The 15,568-nt window shown below is 69.6% G+C and carries 19 protein-coding genes; 7 read left to right on the top strand and 12 right to left on the bottom strand.

Annotated elements, in window-relative coordinates; genetic code table 11:
- Positions 1-9 precede the first annotated feature (9 nt).
- Positions 10-759: a hypothetical protein gene (locus OG819_RS15115; protein ID WP_266652695.1), complete on the bottom strand. Its 750-nt coding sequence runs from the start codon at positions 757-759 to the stop codon at positions 10-12.
- Between the two features lie 198 nt (positions 760-957).
- Between OG819_RS15115 and OG819_RS15110 the strand changes: the two genes are divergently transcribed.
- Positions 958-1,320, top strand: coding sequence for a DsrE family protein (locus tag OG819_RS15110; protein ID WP_266433156.1), 363 nt, complete (start codon positions 958-960; stop codon positions 1,318-1,320).
- A gap of 36 nt (positions 1,321-1,356) precedes the next feature.
- On the opposite strand, the gene OG819_RS15105 is transcribed toward OG819_RS15110, so the two are convergent.
- From OG819_RS15105 to OG819_RS15075, 8 genes are all read right to left on the bottom strand, one after another.
- Positions 1,357-1,617: a DUF3099 domain-containing protein gene (locus OG819_RS15105; RefSeq protein WP_266625960.1), complete on the bottom strand. Its 261-nt coding sequence runs from the start codon at positions 1,615-1,617 to the stop codon at positions 1,357-1,359.
- Between the two features lie 88 nt (positions 1,618-1,705).
- The gene (locus tag OG819_RS15100) at positions 1,706-1,993 is read right to left on the bottom strand and encodes a DUF1416 domain-containing protein (protein WP_054232391.1); all 288 of its coding nucleotides are present in this window, start codon (positions 1,991-1,993) and stop codon (positions 1,706-1,708) included.
- Positions 1,994-2,023: 30 nt separating this feature from the next.
- Positions 2,024-2,863 carry a sulfurtransferase gene (locus tag OG819_RS15095; RefSeq protein ID WP_266649840.1) on the bottom strand — a complete coding sequence of 280 codons (840 nt, stop codon included), beginning with the start codon at positions 2,861-2,863 and terminating at the stop codon, positions 2,024-2,026.
- 139 nt (positions 2,864-3,002) lie between these two features.
- Entirely contained in the window at positions 3,003-3,083 is an 81-nt protein-coding gene (locus OG819_RS59085) for a putative leader peptide (protein WP_350310325.1), read from the bottom strand.
- A gap of 240 nt (positions 3,084-3,323) precedes the next feature.
- On the bottom strand, positions 3,324-4,067 hold the full coding sequence (locus OG819_RS15090; protein WP_266649838.1) for a DUF2993 domain-containing protein: 744 nt from the start codon (positions 4,065-4,067) through the stop codon (positions 3,324-3,326).
- 172 nt (positions 4,068-4,239) lie between these two features.
- Positions 4,240-5,415, bottom strand: coding sequence for a hypothetical protein (locus tag OG819_RS15085; RefSeq protein WP_266649836.1), 1,176 nt, complete (start codon positions 5,413-5,415; stop codon positions 4,240-4,242).
- An 8-nt stretch (positions 5,416-5,423) separates the two neighbouring features.
- Positions 5,424-5,678, bottom strand: a complete 255-nt coding sequence (locus OG819_RS15080; RefSeq protein WP_266433145.1) for a MoaD/ThiS family protein — start codon at positions 5,676-5,678, stop codon at positions 5,424-5,426.
- 69 nt (positions 5,679-5,747) lie between these two features.
- Positions 5,748-6,644, bottom strand: a complete 897-nt coding sequence (locus OG819_RS15075; protein ID WP_266649834.1) for an alpha/beta fold hydrolase — start codon at positions 6,642-6,644, stop codon at positions 5,748-5,750.
- A gap of 285 nt (positions 6,645-6,929) precedes the next feature.
- On the opposite strand from OG819_RS15075, the gene OG819_RS15070 reads away from it, so the two are divergent.
- On the top strand, positions 6,930-7,721 hold the full coding sequence (locus OG819_RS15070) for a response regulator transcription factor (RefSeq protein ID WP_266433140.1): 792 nt from the start codon (positions 6,930-6,932) through the stop codon (positions 7,719-7,721).
- A 92-nt stretch (positions 7,722-7,813) separates the two neighbouring features.
- Complete coding sequence (locus tag OG819_RS15065) at positions 7,814-8,836, top strand: LacI family DNA-binding transcriptional regulator (RefSeq protein ID WP_266625971.1); 1,023 nt, start codon at positions 7,814-7,816, stop codon at positions 8,834-8,836.
- A 60-nt stretch (positions 8,837-8,896) separates the two neighbouring features.
- Here the strand turns inward: OG819_RS15065 and OG819_RS15060 are convergent, their stop codons facing one another.
- Complete coding sequence (locus OG819_RS15060; protein ID WP_266649832.1) at positions 8,897-10,642, bottom strand: trypsin-like serine protease; 1,746 nt, start codon at positions 10,640-10,642, stop codon at positions 8,897-8,899.
- Between the two features lie 402 nt (positions 10,643-11,044).
- Here OG819_RS15060 and OG819_RS15055 point away from each other — a divergent pair, with 402 nt between their 5' ends.
- The 4 genes from OG819_RS15055 to OG819_RS15040 all read left to right on the top strand — a co-directional run bounded on the left by OG819_RS15055 (position 11,045) and on the right by OG819_RS15040 (position 14,876).
- On the top strand, positions 11,045-12,265 hold the full coding sequence (locus tag OG819_RS15055; RefSeq protein WP_266649830.1) for a trypsin-like peptidase domain-containing protein: 1,221 nt from the start codon (positions 11,045-11,047) through the stop codon (positions 12,263-12,265).
- A gap of 47 nt (positions 12,266-12,312) precedes the next feature.
- Positions 12,313-12,540, top strand: coding sequence for a hypothetical protein (locus tag OG819_RS15050; RefSeq protein WP_266433131.1), 228 nt, complete (start codon positions 12,313-12,315; stop codon positions 12,538-12,540).
- Between the two features lie 111 nt (positions 12,541-12,651).
- Complete coding sequence (locus OG819_RS15045) at positions 12,652-13,383, top strand: response regulator transcription factor (RefSeq protein WP_266649827.1); 732 nt, start codon at positions 12,652-12,654, stop codon at positions 13,381-13,383.
- Positions 13,380-14,876, top strand: coding sequence for a HAMP domain-containing sensor histidine kinase (locus tag OG819_RS15040; RefSeq protein ID WP_266649825.1), 1,497 nt, complete (start codon positions 13,380-13,382; stop codon positions 14,874-14,876). Before OG819_RS15045 ends, OG819_RS15040 begins: the two co-directional genes overlap by 4 nt.
- On the opposite strand, the gene OG819_RS15035 is transcribed toward OG819_RS15040, so the two are convergent.
- Both OG819_RS15035 and OG819_RS15030 read right to left on the bottom strand, forming a co-directional pair.
- Positions 14,870-15,268 (bottom strand): hypothetical protein, encoded by a 399-nt coding sequence (locus OG819_RS15035; RefSeq protein WP_266649823.1) that lies wholly within the window; start codon positions 15,266-15,268, stop codon positions 14,870-14,872. The two genes, OG819_RS15040 and OG819_RS15035, sit on opposite strands and share 7 nt — an antisense overlap.
- The gene (locus OG819_RS15030; protein WP_266649821.1) at positions 15,265-15,552 is read right to left on the bottom strand and encodes a hypothetical protein; all 288 of its coding nucleotides are present in this window, start codon (positions 15,550-15,552) and stop codon (positions 15,265-15,267) included. The genes OG819_RS15035 and OG819_RS15030 overlap by 4 nt, the downstream gene beginning before the upstream one ends.
- Positions 15,553-15,568 lie beyond the last annotated feature (16 nt).

Raw genomic sequence — 15,568 nt, 5'->3', positions numbered from 1 at the left:
GCTCATCGGTCACAGCCGCTCCATCTGCCGCTCGGCCAGGTCCATGATCTTGGCCTTGGGGATCGGCTTGGTGTCGTAGATCCAGATCTCCATCGCGATGTCACCGCGCCAGGCGTGTGCCTCGGCCCCGTACACCGGGACGTAACCAGGCTTCGTGTCGGGCTTGGTGTGGACGTAGGCCATGCCGTCGCCCGTACCCGGGATCGCCCAGACATGGGTGCCGCTCTTCGTGTTCGCCCAGTAACGGCCGTCGGCGGCCGCGTCGGAGGCACCGAGCTTCTCCTCCTGCCGGTACTGGATCAGGCGGACCTCCACGCTGTACGCGCCCACCGTCCAGCCGGTGGCAGCCGCACGCCGGAACTCGGCGCCGATCAGGTCGCCGAAGGCACCAGCCGGCTTGTTGTACTCCTCCGCGTAGTCCGCGATGCCCATCCAGCCCTTGTCGCCGGCCACGTACTCGGCCTCCTGCGTCCCCTTCGGCCGCTTGATCAGCAGCTTGCGCAGGTCGCCGTCGGTCTTCACGCGGCGGTCCTGCGCGGCGGACAGGGGTTCGGGCCCGGCACCCTTGGCCTGGGCGACCACGGGCTGCGAGAGCGACGGCAGTTTGGTCGGCTCCCGGTCGGCCTGGATCAGATAGCCGGCGCAGGTGCCCCCGGCGAGCCCCAGCACGGCGGCCGTGGCGATCAACAGGGCCGTACGACCTCGCCGACGTACGCGAGGCGTTTCCTCGCGTGTCTCCTCGTCCGTCCCCTCGCCCATCTCCCCGCGCGTCTCCCCACCCGTCACCTCGGGTCCTGGCACGGGTACTTGCTCGACTTCCACGACATCCCCCCACGGAACGCGACGCACGGATTCCGTATCCGCGCGCACAGGAGACCCATGGGAATCTCATGAGGTTGTAAGGGACATGATCACGATTCGGACTCTCCCCGAATTCCCCCGGACTACCATGCGGCCATGGCGAAGAAGCTCGTGATCAAGGTGACGGCGGGGGCCGATGCCCCCGAACGCTGCTCGCAGGCGTTCACGGTCGCGGCGGTGGCCGTGGCCAGCGGGGTCGAGGTCTCCCTGTGGCTGACCGGCGAGTCCGCGTGGTTCGCGCTGCCGGGCCGGGCCGCCGAGTTCGAGCTGCCGCACGCGGCGCCGTTGCCCGATCTGATCGACTCGGTCCTGGCCGCGGGCCGGCTCACCCTGTGCACCCAGTGCGCGGCACGCCGGGACATCACGGAGAAGGACGTCATCGAGGGCGTACGCATCGCGGGCGCCCAGGTGTTCGTCCAGGAGGCGATGGCGGACGAGACGCAGGCGCTCGTCTACTGAAGGTGCCGCGCGTACCGAAGGTAGCCGCGCGCCCTCCTACGAGCGGGGCTTCTTGCCGTCGAGCTCGTCCCACCACTCGTCGGACTTCTGGTCCCCGGACGGGTCGTCCCACCAGCGGTCCTCGGGCCCCCGCCGGTTGGCGACCATCGCGGCGAACGGCGGAATCACCATCGCCACCACACACATCCCCACGGCCACGGGAATCGACCAGATCCGTACGACTCCCCAGGCCAGGACGAAAAGACCGATGCACGTCCCCATCATGGCGAAGTAGACGTGTCGCCGTCGTGCGTACATACCTCCAGCGTAGGCCCGTACACGCCGAAGGGCCGCACCCCGAGCGTCCAACCCGGAAGTGCGGCCCTTCGGCCACTCAGAGGTGCCGTCAGACGGCGATCGCGACCTCGGCGAGGCCGCCCGTCTGGGCGACGACCGTGCGGTCCGCGGTGCCACCGGGGACCAGGGCGCGTACGGTCCAGGTGCCCTCGGCCGCGTAGAAGCGGAACTGGCCCGTCGCGGAGGTGGGGACCTCCGCCGTGAACTCGCCGGTCGAGTCCAGCAGACGCACGTAACCGGTGACGGGCTCGCCGTCGCGGGTCACCTGGCCCTGGATGGTGGTCTCACCGGGCTTGATCGTCGAGGCGTCGGGGCCGCCGGCCTTCGCTCCACACATATTTCGATTCCGTCCTTCAGGCCTTGAGGGTTACTTGTTGGCGCCGAGCTCGATCGGGACGCCGACCAGGCTGCCGTACTCGGTCCAGGAGCCGTCGTAGTTCTTGACGTTCTCCACGCCGAGCAGCTCGTGCAGCACGAACCAGGTGAGCGCGGAACGCTCACCGATGCGGCAGTACGCGATGGTGTCCTTGGCGAGGTCGACCCTCTCCTCGACGTAGAGCTCCTTGAGCTCGTCGTCCGACTTGAAGGTGCCGTCGTCGTTGGCGTTCTTCGACCACGGGATGTTGCGGGCGCTCGGGACGTGGCCCGGACGCTGCGACTGCTCCTGCGGAAGGTGCGCCGGGGCGAGCAGCTTGCCGCTGAACTCGTCGGGCGAGCGGACGTCGACCAGGTTCTGCGAACCGATGGCCGCCACGACATCGTCGCGGAAGGCGCGGATCGCGGTGTTCTGGGCCTTGGCCTTGTAGTCGGTCGTGGCGCGGGTGGGCACCTCGGCGACCAGGTCGCGGGAGTCGAGCTCCCACTTCTTGCGGCCACCGTCGAGGAGCTTGACGTTCTCGTGGCCGTACAGCTTGAAGTACCAGTAGGCGTAGGACGCGAACCAGTTGTTGTTGCCGCCGTAGAGAACCACCAGCGTGTCGTTGGCGATGCCCTTCTCCGACAGGAGCTTCTCGAAGCCCTCCTGGTCGATGAAGTCACGGCGGACCGGGTCCTGGAGGTCCTTGGTCCAGTCGATCCGGATCGCGTTCTTGATGTGGTTCTTCTCGTACGCGGACGTGTCCTCGTCGACCTCGACGATGGCCACGCTCGGGTCGTCCAGGTGGTCCTGGACCCAGTCGGCGTCGACCAGGACGTCGCTGCGGCTCATGCTGTTTCTCCTCCGGGGCAGTTGCGGCGGGGCTGTGCGTTAGACAGAGAGTGCGCGGTCATGCCTGTCGAGGCTGCGCGGCGCGCACGGGGATCCTGGCGAAGAGAGGCCAGGGAGGGCGGACGGACGAATGTCCCGCTCAGAAGGTGCGACAGAGCATGGCGGCGACGCGGCACAGGTCTACTGCCCGCCGCTTCGTGAGATCCGCCTGTCGCTTCATGGGTCCGATCGTAGGGACGGACAGGCGGGCATGTCACCGGTGTGTCGGATGTTGAGATGCGATCGTCCGGCATGTGGGACAGGTTGACCGGCGCGGCCGCCCCGGCGCGGATTCCGGGCAGCGGCGTCCGGCACCGCATGACATCGCGTCGACCGCGCATCTGCGGTACGGACGGGCTCGTCTCGCCCCTCGGACAGCCCTCCGGCGCCTGCCGTCGACGTCGCCCGGCCGCTACCCCTTTTACCCGACCAGCTTGACGTTCGAACCCTTCACCGAGATGTCCACGCCGTTCGCGGCCGCCTGGACCGTGTCCAGCTGGATGCCGCCCGGCAGCTTGTCGATCTTCTGCTCGAAGTCGGTGATCGCGCGCACTCGGTTCTCGGCGAGGTCGACGCCCAGCTTGGGCAGGGAGTCGGCGTGCACCTTGACCGTGTTGCCGCCGACGACCGTGACCGAGCCGAACACGGAGACCGGCTGGGGCACCTTGGTGCCGCCGACGCTGACCTCGATCGCCACCTTGATCTTGCCGTCGCCGCCGTCGGAGAGACCCACGACCCGGGCGGTGACCTTGGGGCCAACCTGCGTGGCCTGGGACTTGGCCGTCTTGAGCAGCTCGGCGTACCCGATGGACGCGGAGCCGGTGGCGCTGTCGGCGGTGGCGGAGGTGTAGTCGCCGTTGAAGACGACGCCGTGCATCTCGGCGTTCAGACCGTCGATACGAACGGTGCTGGTGCCGCTCGTGCCGCCCGTCGACGCCTCGTAGTCCTTGATACCGATCTTCACGTCGTCGAGTTCGCCGCCGACGACCTGGGTGAGGAAGGGAAAGCCCTCGATGGACACGTCCGGCGTGCCGGCCAGGCCCTCGGTGCTCTTGATCCGGTCCGCCGCCTTGTCCTCCGCGAAACCGACCGCCACCCGGTCCGCGATCACGAACAGGCCGCCCAGGATGACGGTGACGATCAGGATTATTCGCAGTGCTCGCATGCTCGGTGTTCCCCCACCTCGAACGGGCCGGGTCGACCCGCATGGCCGTCCCCCCGCGAACCTAACTCTGAAGGGCCCCACAACGGGGGCCCTTCAGAGAACGGAGTGGTTGTAGATCACCTTTGAACCCTCCCCCCGCCGAAGGGGCAACGGCGACGAACGCGGCGAGCCCCTAGCCGAGCGCGCGTCCCAGCAGGTACACCGCCGGGGCCGCGGCGGCCAGCGGCAGCGACACGCCCGCGGTGAAATGGACGAAACGGGACGGGTAGTCGTAGCTCGCGACCCGGTGGCCGATCAGTGCGCAGACCCCGGCGCCGAGGCCGAGGAAGGCGCCCTTGCCGCCCAGGTCCGTCATCCCGCCGACCGCGATACCGGCGCCCGCGGCGGCCAGCAGCGCCACCACCACGGAGGCCGCGGTGGGCAGCGGCAGGGCACGGGCGAGGACCGCGACGGCGACCGCGGCGGCGCCCACCGTGACGGCGTCCGGCTCGGCCGCGAGGTGCCCGGTCGCGACGATCGCGAGCGCCGCCGAGGTGACGGTCGCCATCAGGCCGTACATCCGGGTGTCCGGGTCGGCGTGGCTGCGCAGTTGCAGGACGAGGGTGAGCAGGACCCACACACCGAGGGTGCCGAGGATCGCGGCGGGCGCGTTCTCCCGGCCGGCCGCGAGCAGCGCCACGTCCGCGGTGACCGCGCCGAGGAACGCCAGCGCGATGCCCTGGCGGGCCGGCCACATCCCGTTCAGCCGGAACCAGCCCGCCGCGGTGACGGCCTGCAGAAGGACGAGGGGGACGACGAGGGCGTACTGCCCGATCGCCGCCGTACCGGAGAGCAGCAGCCCGAGCACCGCGGTGAGTGCGGCGGGCTGGATGCCGGGTTCGATGATCGGGGAACGGCCCTCGGCGCGGGCGCGCTGGGCGTCGGTGACGCGGGTGTTGCCGGTGACGGTCGGGGGGCCGTAGCCGGAGGCGGCCTCAGGGGCGACCGCGCCGCCGGTGCCGGTGCCGGGGGCCTGCTGGGCGGGGGGCCGGTACGCGGGCGCCCACTCCCGGGCCGGTGCCGACGCCGGTGCCTCCTGCGGCAGCGGCTGCCCGGCCGTGCCGTACGTCTGCGGCTCCGGGTACGCCTGGTAGCCCTGCGGCGGCAGGTACCTCGGGTCCGTAGTCGGCGTCGAGGGCTGCGCCTGGGTCTCCCAGGTCTGCCCCTCCCACTGCTGGGTGTGCTGCTGCCACTCGGGCGGTTGCTGCTGAGGCGGTTGCTGCGGCGACTGCCGCTGCGGCGGTCGCTGCTGCGGTTGTGCATACGGGTCGTATCCCTCGTACTGACCCTCGTACGGCTGGTTGCTCATCGTCTCGCTCACCCTCCTGCGAACGGCGGGAGCACCTCGACCGTGCCGCCCTCGGCCAGCCGTACCGTCTCATGTTCGCGGGTGCCCACGGGGTCACCGTCGATGAGGAAGGAGCATCGCCGCAGGACGCGGACGAGTTCGCCGGGGTGCCGCTCGCGAGCCGCGTCGAGCGCCTCGGAGAGCGTGCCCGCGTCGTACGGCTCCTCCGCGACACCCGCCGCGGCCTTGGCGGCGGCCCAGTAACGCACCGTGCCCTTTGCCATCTCGTTCCTCAATCGGTGTGCTCCGTGAACACGGATCGGTCGTCAGTGGTTTCTGTGAACACGGTCAGGCTAGCCCGCCGCCGCGACGGCCCACGCCCCGATACGGCCGAGCAGCTCGTCGTCCGCCGCGTGCTCGGCGTGGCCCATGCCGGGCTCGATCCACAGTTCGGCGTGGCCTCCGGAGGCGGCGGCGAGCATCTTCGGGTGGTCAACCGGGAAGTAGCCGTCCTGGTCGCCGTGGACGATCAGCAGCGGGGTGGGCGCGATGCGCGGCACCGACTCGACCGGGGAGACCGGCACCGGGTCCCAGTCACGGTGGTGGATCCGGGTGCGCAGGCCGTAGCGGCCGACCGCGCGGCCCACCGGCCGGGTTACCAGCCAGTGCAGGCGCCGCATAGGGGCCGTACCCCGGTAGTACCAACGGGCGGGTGCGCTCACCGAAACCACGGCGTCCGTACGCGCCTCGGTGCGCCCCTCGTGCTCCATCTGCGCGCCCCGGTCCGCGCCCCCGGCCGGGCCACGGTGCAGCGCCGCGTGCCGCAGCACCACCGACCCGCCCATCGAGAAGCCGACGGTGGCCACACGCGTGTGCCCGAGTTCACGGGCCCAGGCCACCGCGGCGGCCAGATCGTGGACCTCCCGGTCCCCGACCGTGGAACTGCCACCGGAGGCGCCGTGACCACGGAAGGAGAAGGTGACCACCGCGGCGTGCCGGCCGAGGACGGCCGCCGCGTGGCGCACGTGCGGACGGTTCAGATCGCCGGTGAAGCCGTGCGCGACGACAATGACCACATCGTTCGAGCCAGTGGCCGAGTCACCAGAAGGCCGTGTTCCGGGGTCGTACGCCGCATCGATCGTCACCCCGTCGACCGTGCGCAGAAACCTCCGCAAAGGGGTGCGCGAGGGCGTCTCAAGGGGTGGACGATCGTAAGATCCCGTCGCTTGACCTGCCGGACCTGAGCTCATGTGGGCTATTCTGCTGGGCAGAGGACTCGGGCAGCGTAGCCCCCGGGTCCTTTTGTGCTTTCTGAAGCGTTGTATACGAAACGGGAAACCGCAGGTGTACGAAGCCTACGAACGCATAGAACGTGTGGCGGCCCCCAGCGGGCCGCCCGGCGACTCCCAGGGGCGAGGGAGCCGCACCGTAGGAAGCAGTGCCGCAAACGTCCTCGCAGGGACCGAGGAGGAACCAGACGTTATGGGCGAGCGAACCTTGCATGACCGTAGGACGACCCAGGCAGGTGGGGCGCGATGAGTTCTCTGCTGCTCTTGACCAATGCCCTTCAGCCGTCGACGGAGGTGCTTCCCGCTCTCGGCCTGCTCCTGCACAACGTGCGAGTGGCTCCGGCGGAAGGCCCCGCTCTCGTCGACACCCCCGGTGCCGACGTCATCCTGATCGACGGCCGGCGCGACCTCCCGCAGGTGCGCAGCCTGTGCCAGCTGCTGCGCTCGACCGGGCCCGGCTGTCCGCTGATCCTGGTCGTGACGGAGGGCGGTCTCGCGGCCGTCACCGCCGACTGGGGCATCGACGACGTGCTCCTGGACACCGCGGGACCGGCGGAGGTCGAGGCGCGACTGCGGCTGGCCATGGGCCGCCAGCAGATCGTCAACGACGACTCCCCGATGGAGATCCGCAACGGCGACCTCTCGGTCGACGAGGCGACGTACAGCGCCAAGCTCAAGGGCCGGGTCCTCGACCTGACCTTCAAGGAGTTCGAGCTCCTCAAGTACCTCGCGCAGCACCCGGGCCGTGTCTTCACGCGCGCCCAGCTGCTCCAGGAGGTCTGGGGCTACGACTACTTCGGCGGCACGCGGACGGTCGACGTCCACGTACGACGGCTGCGCGCGAAGCTCGGACCCGAGCACGAGTCGCTGATCGGTACCGTCCGGAACGTCGGTTATCGATTCGTTACACCTGAGAAGGTGGACCGCGCCGCGGACGAGGCGAAGGCCAAGGCGGCCCAGCCAAAGCCGGAGGATGCGGACGAGACGGCGCACCTGGACGCCGTCGAGGCGGTCGAGGCGGCGGCGGAGGCGCAGTAGGCGGTAACGGAGGCGCAGTAGGCGGTAACGGAGGCGCGGCAAGCCTCCGTACGCCCTGCCCAGCGGCGGGTCCATCCGCGTAGACTCCGCGCGTGGCCAAGGTGACGAGGGACGATGTAGCGCGACTGGCGGGTACGTCCACCGCCGTTGTCAGCTATGTCATCAACAACGGACCGAGGCCGGTTGCCCCGGCCACGCGCGAGCGCGTTCTCGCCGCGATCAAGGAACTGGGGTACCGGCCCGACCGGGTCGCCCAGGCCATGGCGTCGCGGCGGACCGAGCTCATAGGCCTGATCGTGCCGGACGCGCGCCAGCCCTTCTTCGGGGAGATGGCGCACGCGGTCGAGCAGGCCGCCGCCGAGCGCGGGAAAATGGTGCTCGTCGGCAACTCCGACTACATCGCCGAGCGCGAGGTCCACTACCTGCGCGCCTTTCTTGGCATGCGGGTCTCCGGCCTGATCCTGGTCAGCCACGCGCTCAATGACAACGCTGCCGCGGAGATCGACGCGTGGGACGCCCGCGTGGTGCTGCTGCACGAGCGCCCCGAGGCCATCGACGATGTCGCCGTCGTCACGGACGACATCGGCGGCGCCCAGCTCGCCACCCGTCACCTCATCGAACACGGCTACGAATACGTGGCCTGTCTCGGCGGTATCGCGGAGACCCCGACCGTCGGCGACCCGGTCTCCGACCACGTCGAGGGCTGGCGGCGCGCCATGCAGGAGGCCGGGATCCCCACCGAGGGCCGCCTCTTCGAAGCGCCGTACAACCGCTACGACGCGTATCAGGTCGGCCTCCAGCTGCTCGGCGGCCCCGACCGCCCGCCCGCCATCTTCTGCTCCACCGACGACCAGGCGATCGGCGTGCTGCGCGCCGCGCGTGAGCTGCGCATCGACGTTCCGGGGGAGCTGGCCGTGGCCGGTTTCGACGACGTCAAGGAAGCCGCGCTGACGGATCCGCCGATGACGACGATCGCCTCCGACCGGTCGGCGATGGCGCGTGCCGCGGTGGATCTCGTCCTGGACGACGGGTTGCGGGTCGCGGGGTCGCGGCGCGAGCGGTTGAAGGTGTTTCCGTCAAGGTTGGTCGTCCGGCGTTCTTGTGGGTGTGAGTAGCTCAAAGACAGAACGCGCCGACCCCGCGGGATCGCAGGGCCGGCGCGTCTTGGTCATGCGCTAGAACAGCAGGTTGTACTGGTTGAAGCCGCTGCCCAGAGCGATCCGTGAGCCGAAGAGGCTGCTGGAGGCCTTGTTGGTGCCGGGGTAGAGCCAGAGCTTGCCGGCGGAGTCGCGGGTGATGACGTCGGCGATGCCGTCGCCGGTGACATCGCCGTTGGAGACGTACGAGGTGAAGTTGAAGCCCGTACGCGCCTGGATCCGCGCCGCGAACGGGGTCTTCTCGACCTGCGTGCCCCGGTAGAGGTACAGGACGCCGGAGCTGTTGCGGACCAGCAGGTCGGCCCTGCCGTCGCCGGACAGGTCGCCGTGGCCGAAGATCTTCACGTTCTTCCAGGCCTTGTCGACGACCTTGACCTTGCCGTAGAACTGGCCGTTGCCCTTGCCCGGGTAGAGGTAGACCGAGCCGTCGGCGTCCACCGCGACCAGGTCGGGGCGGGCGTCACCCGTCATGTCGCCGGGGACGGCGTACGACTTGTAGCCACCCCACACCGAGCTGATCTGCATCCACTCGAACTCGCCGGAGCTGTGGTTCAGGTAGCTGCGGTACAGCTTGCCGTCGCCCTTGTCGCGGACGATCAGGTCCTGGTAGAAGTCTCGGTCCAGGTCGGCCTGGAGGACCCAGCTGGCGTTCTGCCAGCCGTTGCTCTGGTAGGCGCGGGTGGCGAGCGAGGTGCCCTTGCTGGCCTGCTGGAAGAGGCCGCCGGACGGCGTGCGCTCCAGCAGGTCGGCCTTGCCGTCGAAGGTCATGTCCGCGTCGTCGATGCGCGGCTGGGCCGCCCAGGTGTACGAGGACACCTTGGTGAACACCGGGTAGGCGCCCTTCGCGGTGCAGCCCGCGACGCCCCACGAGACGATGCCGACGACCTTGCCGTCGACGATGACGGGGCCGCCGGAGTCACCGTTGCAGGGGCTCTTGGTGCCCTCGTCGGTGCCGGTCGCCGGGGTGCCCGCGCAGAACATCGAGCCCTCGACGAAGTCGTCTTCGCCGAGGACCGACTGCATCGCGGAGTTGCAGGTGGAGTCGGCGACCAGCGGCAGGGTCACCGTGCGCAGGGTCGCCGACAGGTCGGCGCCGTCGGCGCCCGAGGTCAGCCCCCAGCCGTAGACGGTGGCGGATTTGCCGGCCTTGTAGGAGGCGCTGTCACTGGCGGCCACCAGCCGCTGCCACTGCTGGTCCAGCGGGCGGTCGAGCGTGAGGACCGCGATGTCGTTCTGGACGGTCGTGGAGTTGTAGCGCGGGTGGTTCCACTGGCGGTAGACGCCCGCGACCGTGCCGGTCGTGTCGTCCAGCAGACCGGTGGCGCCGGCCAGCACCGCGCCGTTCTTCACCCAGTCCAGGCCCGCGACACAGTGGGCCGCCGTCAGGACCTTGTTCGGGGCGACGAGGGTGCCACCGCAGAAGTAGCCGACTCCGGCCGTGCTGTCGTAGTAGGAGAGCTGGACCATCCACGGTGCGGAGGAGATCGTCGTCTCGCTGCCGCCGATGATGAACGGTGTCTTCTTGGGGGCCGTGTCCGGGGTCGCCCGGTCCTTGACGGCCGCGGCGACCCGGCCGCGCAGTTCCTTGTCGGAGACGGTCGGCTTCGCGGGCTGGGACTGGTTCACCTCCGGCAGCGAGGGTCCGTCCGCCGCGGTGGCGGGCTGCGCCGCGAAGGCGCCGGCGCAGGTCAGCGCCAGCGCGAGAGCGGCCGTGGGCAACGCCGTGACGGGGCGTCTCCAGCGGTCGCGCAGAGCACGTATCACTCAGGGCTCCTGGTGTGGGTGCGTGTGGTGTCCATGACGTAGGAGGCCCGAGAAGGGCGTACGACGCACCGGCCCGACCGACAACAGCGGTCACTGGCCGTGGCCGAACAACCGCCTGCATCGATTCAGGCACCGCGGAGCCCCCCTCCGGCGCGGTGATCGTAGGTCTCATCCGCCCCAGAACACATGTACTGCACAGCAGACAGACAAGTATTCGTCCGTCGCCTTCCGTGACATCACCCTCACGCAACCCGCCGTTTCCCTTGTCTGAGCGGACCCCGGGCGGGTTCGGGGTGGTTCCTGAGTGACTCCTGAGCGTCTTTATATCGGGCATACGAGGTTCTGTCGGGCTTCTCAGCGGGCACTCAGGGAGCTCTCATGATCGGGGGACAAGCTTTTTCCATGACCGAGAGCTTCCGCCGCAGCGGCGAGTACCCCCAGGGCGACGACCACCGGGCGACCGACCCCATGCGGGCGGCGTACCCCCAGCAGCAGCCTGTCTCTTCCTCTCCCGTCAACCCCGAGTGGCCCCCGCCGCCGGCGTACGAGCCGGTCGCTCCGGTCGCCGTCGAGCCGGGTACCACCGTGTGGCCGGGCTCCGGTCAGGGTGGCGACGGCGGTGCGGGCGGTTACGGCGGGGGCGGCGCCTACGCCGGTTACCCCGAGCCGGACGCCGTCTCCTCCACCGCGGTTCTCCACACGCAGCCGGTGGCTGCCGCCCCGGCCCCCGCTCCGAAGAAGCGTGCGAAGGGCACGATCGCCCTGCTCGCCGCCGTGGCAATAGTCGCGGCCGCCATCGGAGGCGGCACCGCGTACGGCATCCAGGAGCTGACCGCCAAGAACACCGCGTCGAGCAGCACCAGCACCACCGTGGTGCCCGCCGCCAAGAAGGGCACCGTCGCCGGTGTCGCCCAGGCGGTCAGCCCGAGTATCGTCGAGATCGGCGCGACCTCGAACGCGGGTTCGTCCACCGGCTCGGGCGTGATCATCTCGTCCAGCGGCGAGATCATCACCAACAACCACGTCGTGTCGGGCGCCTCCCAGATCAAGGTGCAGCTGAGCAGCGGCAAGTCGTACACCGCGCAGGTGGTCGGCACCGACAGCAAGAAGGACCTCGCGCTCATCAAGCTCGAGGACGCGCCCTCCGGCCTGAAGGTCGCCACGCTCGGCAACTCCGACGGCGTCCAGGTCGGTGACGACGTCGTCGCGATCGGCTCCCCCGAGGGCCTGACCGGCACCGTCACCAGCGGCATCGTCTCGGCGCTCAGCCGTGACGTGACCGTCTCCACGGACGAGAGCCAGGGCCAGCAGCAACAGCAGGGCGGCGGCAGCGGTCAGTGGCCGTTCTCCTTCGGCGGCCAGCAGTTCAACGGCGACACCGGTTCCTCGACGACCACGTACAAGGCGATCCAGACCGACGCCTCCTTGAACCCCGGCAACTCCGGCGGCGCCCTCATCGACATGAACGGCAACATCGTCGGCATCAACTCCGCGATGTACTCGGCAGCCGACTCCTCGTCCACCTCGTCGAGCGCGGGCAGCGTCGGTCTCGGTTTCGCCATCCCGATCAACACCGTCAAGTCGGACCTCGCCGACCTGCGGGCCGGCGGCTCCGACAGCTGAGTCCTTCTCGGCCCAGTCCTTCTCGGCCCAGTCCCTCGGAGGTTGAAATGATCACTCGCATCTCCCACAGCATCGAAGGCACCGACCCCGCCGGCCTCGACCTGGCCCTCTCCGTCGCCCTTGAACTGCACAAGCCGGTGCCCCGGGCTCCGGAAGTGATCGTCCCGCAGCCGCAGATGATGGGCCTGCGCACCTCCGCCGAGCACCCCCACCGTCGCAAGGTCCCGCTGAGCCGACTGAGCCGCCTGAGCCAGCTGACCACGATAGGGGCCTGAGCCGGCGAAGCGACCCCCGCCGGTCCCCGCTGATCCTTTCTGCTCCGGCCGGAACGTGCGAGGCTGAATGCGTCCGGCCTCGTCCCACCGCACCCCGAGGAACCCACGCCCATGAGCCCCGCCGAAGGCGACCGTGAAACCCAGCGCATCCTGATCGTCGACGACGAGCCGGCCGTGCGCGAAGCACTTCAGCGCAGCCTCGCCTTCGAGGGATACGACACCCAGGTCGCGGTCGACGGAGCGGACGCGCTGGAGAAGACGACCGCGTACCAGCCCGACCTGGTCGTCCTGGACATCCAGATGCCCCGGATGGACGGCCTGACGGCCGCCCGCCGGATGCGCGGCGCCGGCACGACGACCCCCATCCTCATGCTGACGGCCCGCGACACCGTGGGCGACCGCGTGACCGGCCTCGACGCGGGCGCGGACGACTACCTGGTCAAGCCGTTCGAGCTGGACGAGCTGTTCGCCCGGGTCCGGGCACTGCTGCGGCGCAGTTCCTACGCGACCGCGACGGTCGGCACCCCGGACGACGACGCGCTCACCTTCGGCGACCTGCGGATGGACCTCGCGACGCGCGAGGTCACCCGGGCGGGCCGGGCGGTCGAACTGACCCGCACCGAGTTCACGCTGCTGGAGATGTTCCTGGCCCACCCGCGCCAGGTCCTCACCCGCGAGCAGATCCTCAAGGCGGTCTGGGGCTTCGACTTCGAGCCCTCCTCCAACTCCCTCGACGTCTACGTCATGTACCTGCGCCGCAAGACCGAGGCGGCCGGCGAGCCGCGCCTCGTGCACACGGTGCGGGGCGTGGGGTACGTCCTGCGGTCGGGCGGCGCGGAGTGATGCGGGTCCTGCACCGGTTCAAATCCCTGCCGATCCGCTCCCGGCTGGCCATGCTGGTCGCCGCGGCGGTGGCGTTCGGGGTGGCGGCGGTCTCGGTGACCTGCTGGTTCATAGTGCGGGGGAAGTTGTACGACGAGATCGACGGCGGCCTGAAGAGCACAGCTCGCATGCCCGTGTCTGCCACCAACATCACCAACCTCATCAACAACTGCACACAGACCCCCGACGCTCAGACTGGGCGCAACGGTTTCGGTCCACGGCCCAGATCCCTGTACTTCGAAGTCATCAACAGCGACGGGACCGTGTGTGTCTTCTCGGACTCCGCGGGCCTGGTGAAGGCCAGCGAAAGCGACAAGTCCATCGCCAAGAAACCGACGTACGGTCAGGGATCTTTCCGCAACGGAACTGACAGCCAGGGCAATTCCGTGCGGGTTCTGACCGTGCCGCTGATAGTCGGTGCGGGCCTCCCCAATGATCGAACCCTGTTCCAAGGCTATGCCCTTGCCATCGCCAGCCCGCTCAAGGGCACTCAATCCACCCTGGACGACCTCTCCCTCGTCCTCCTCCTCGTCTCCGGAATCGGAGTCGTCGGCGCCGGAGCCGCCGGCCTGGCGGTCGCCCGCGCGGGCCTGCGCCCGGTCGACAAGCTCACCGAGGCGGTCGAACACGTGGCGCGCACGGAGGACCTCTCCATCCGCATCCCCGTCGAGGACGACAGTGAGGACGAGGTCGCCCGTCTCTCCCGCTCCTTCAACTCGATGACGTCCGCCCTCGCCAACTCCCGCGAACTGCAACAGCAGCTCATCGCCGACGCGGGCCACGAACTCCGTACGCCGCTCACGTCGCTGCGTACGAACATAGAGCTCCTCACCCGCAGCGAGGAGACGGGCCGCCCGATCCCCCCGGCGGACCGCAAGGCACTGCTGGCGTCGGTGAAGGCGCAGATGACGGAGCTGGCGGTGCTGATCGGCGACCTGCAGACGCTGTCGCGTTCGGACGCGGGCCAGTCGGGCGACCGCATCCAGGTCGTCGACCTCCAGGAAACAGTGGAAGCGGCCCTGCACCGCGCACGTCTCCGTGGCCCCGAGCTGACGATCACGGCGGACCTCCAGCCCTGGTTCGTACGGGCGGAGCCGTCCGCGCTGGAGAGGGCGATCGTGAACATCCTCGACAACGCGGTGAAGTTCAGCCCCGAGGGCGAGGCCATCGACGTCATCCTCAAGGCCGGCGAACTGACCGTCCGCGACCACGGCCCCGGCATCCCCTCCGAGGAACTCCCCCACGTCTTCGACCGCTTCTGGCGCTCCCCGAGCGCGAGGGCCCTCCCGGGCTCGGGTCTGGGCCTGTCCATCGTGGCCAGGACCGTGCAGCAGTCCGGCGGCGAGGTGTCCCTCCAGCCGGCGCAGGGCGGCGGAACGGTGGCGACGCTGCGACTGCCGGGCGCGCCCACGCCGCCACCCGAGCTGGGTCAGGACGGGGTCAGGGATCAGTAGAAGCCGAGCATTCCTGGTGAGTCGATGTCCACGGTGACCACGCCGGGCGGATACGCGTTGTCATCGCCGGTGAGCAGGATCGACATCCCGGTGAACTCCGGACGTGGCAGCGCGCAGTACAGGGCGTGACAGGTGTCCGCACCACCGTAGCCGTCGCGGATCATGGTGCCGACGGTGACGGAGGCGACCGTGTCGAGGGTGTCGACGACGACCGAGGAAAAGGCCAGCACCCGGCGGGAGAGGTCCTCGTCCCCCGCCTCGGCCTGCATCAGGCACAGGGCGGGCACGTTGAGGCGGTCGCCAGGGGTGCGCGCCATGTTCCCGGCCAGCAGGTTCAACGTCTTGTGGCCGTCCGCGAGCGCCCTGACCGCGCTGGTGTCGAGGATGATCACGCGGCGGCGCCCCGAGCGGCTCGGACCTTCTCAGCGGCGATCTTGTAGATGTTCGCGAGCACGTCGGGGGCCCGGTCGAACTCCTCGTCGCCGATGTCCACACCGATCATGCCGCGCACAACCTCCCGGTCGGCCAGGAGCCGCTCGGCCCGCTGCTCGGCGGTCAGCTGCCCAGCCGCGAGCTGCTCGACGAGTTGCCCCAAGGTCACCCCACGATCCTTGGCGACCTGGGCGAGGTGATCGCGGACTTCCTTGGTCACCTGGATGGTGGTGTGCTGTGCCATAGAGAAACCGTAGCCC

It is taken from the genome of Streptomyces sp. NBC_01549 (assembly GCF_026339955.1).
Lineage (GTDB): Bacteria > Actinomycetota > Actinomycetes > Streptomycetales > Streptomycetaceae > Streptomyces.
Note: the sequence above shows the minus strand (reverse complement) of the source record. Positions and strands in the feature narration are given on the sequence as shown.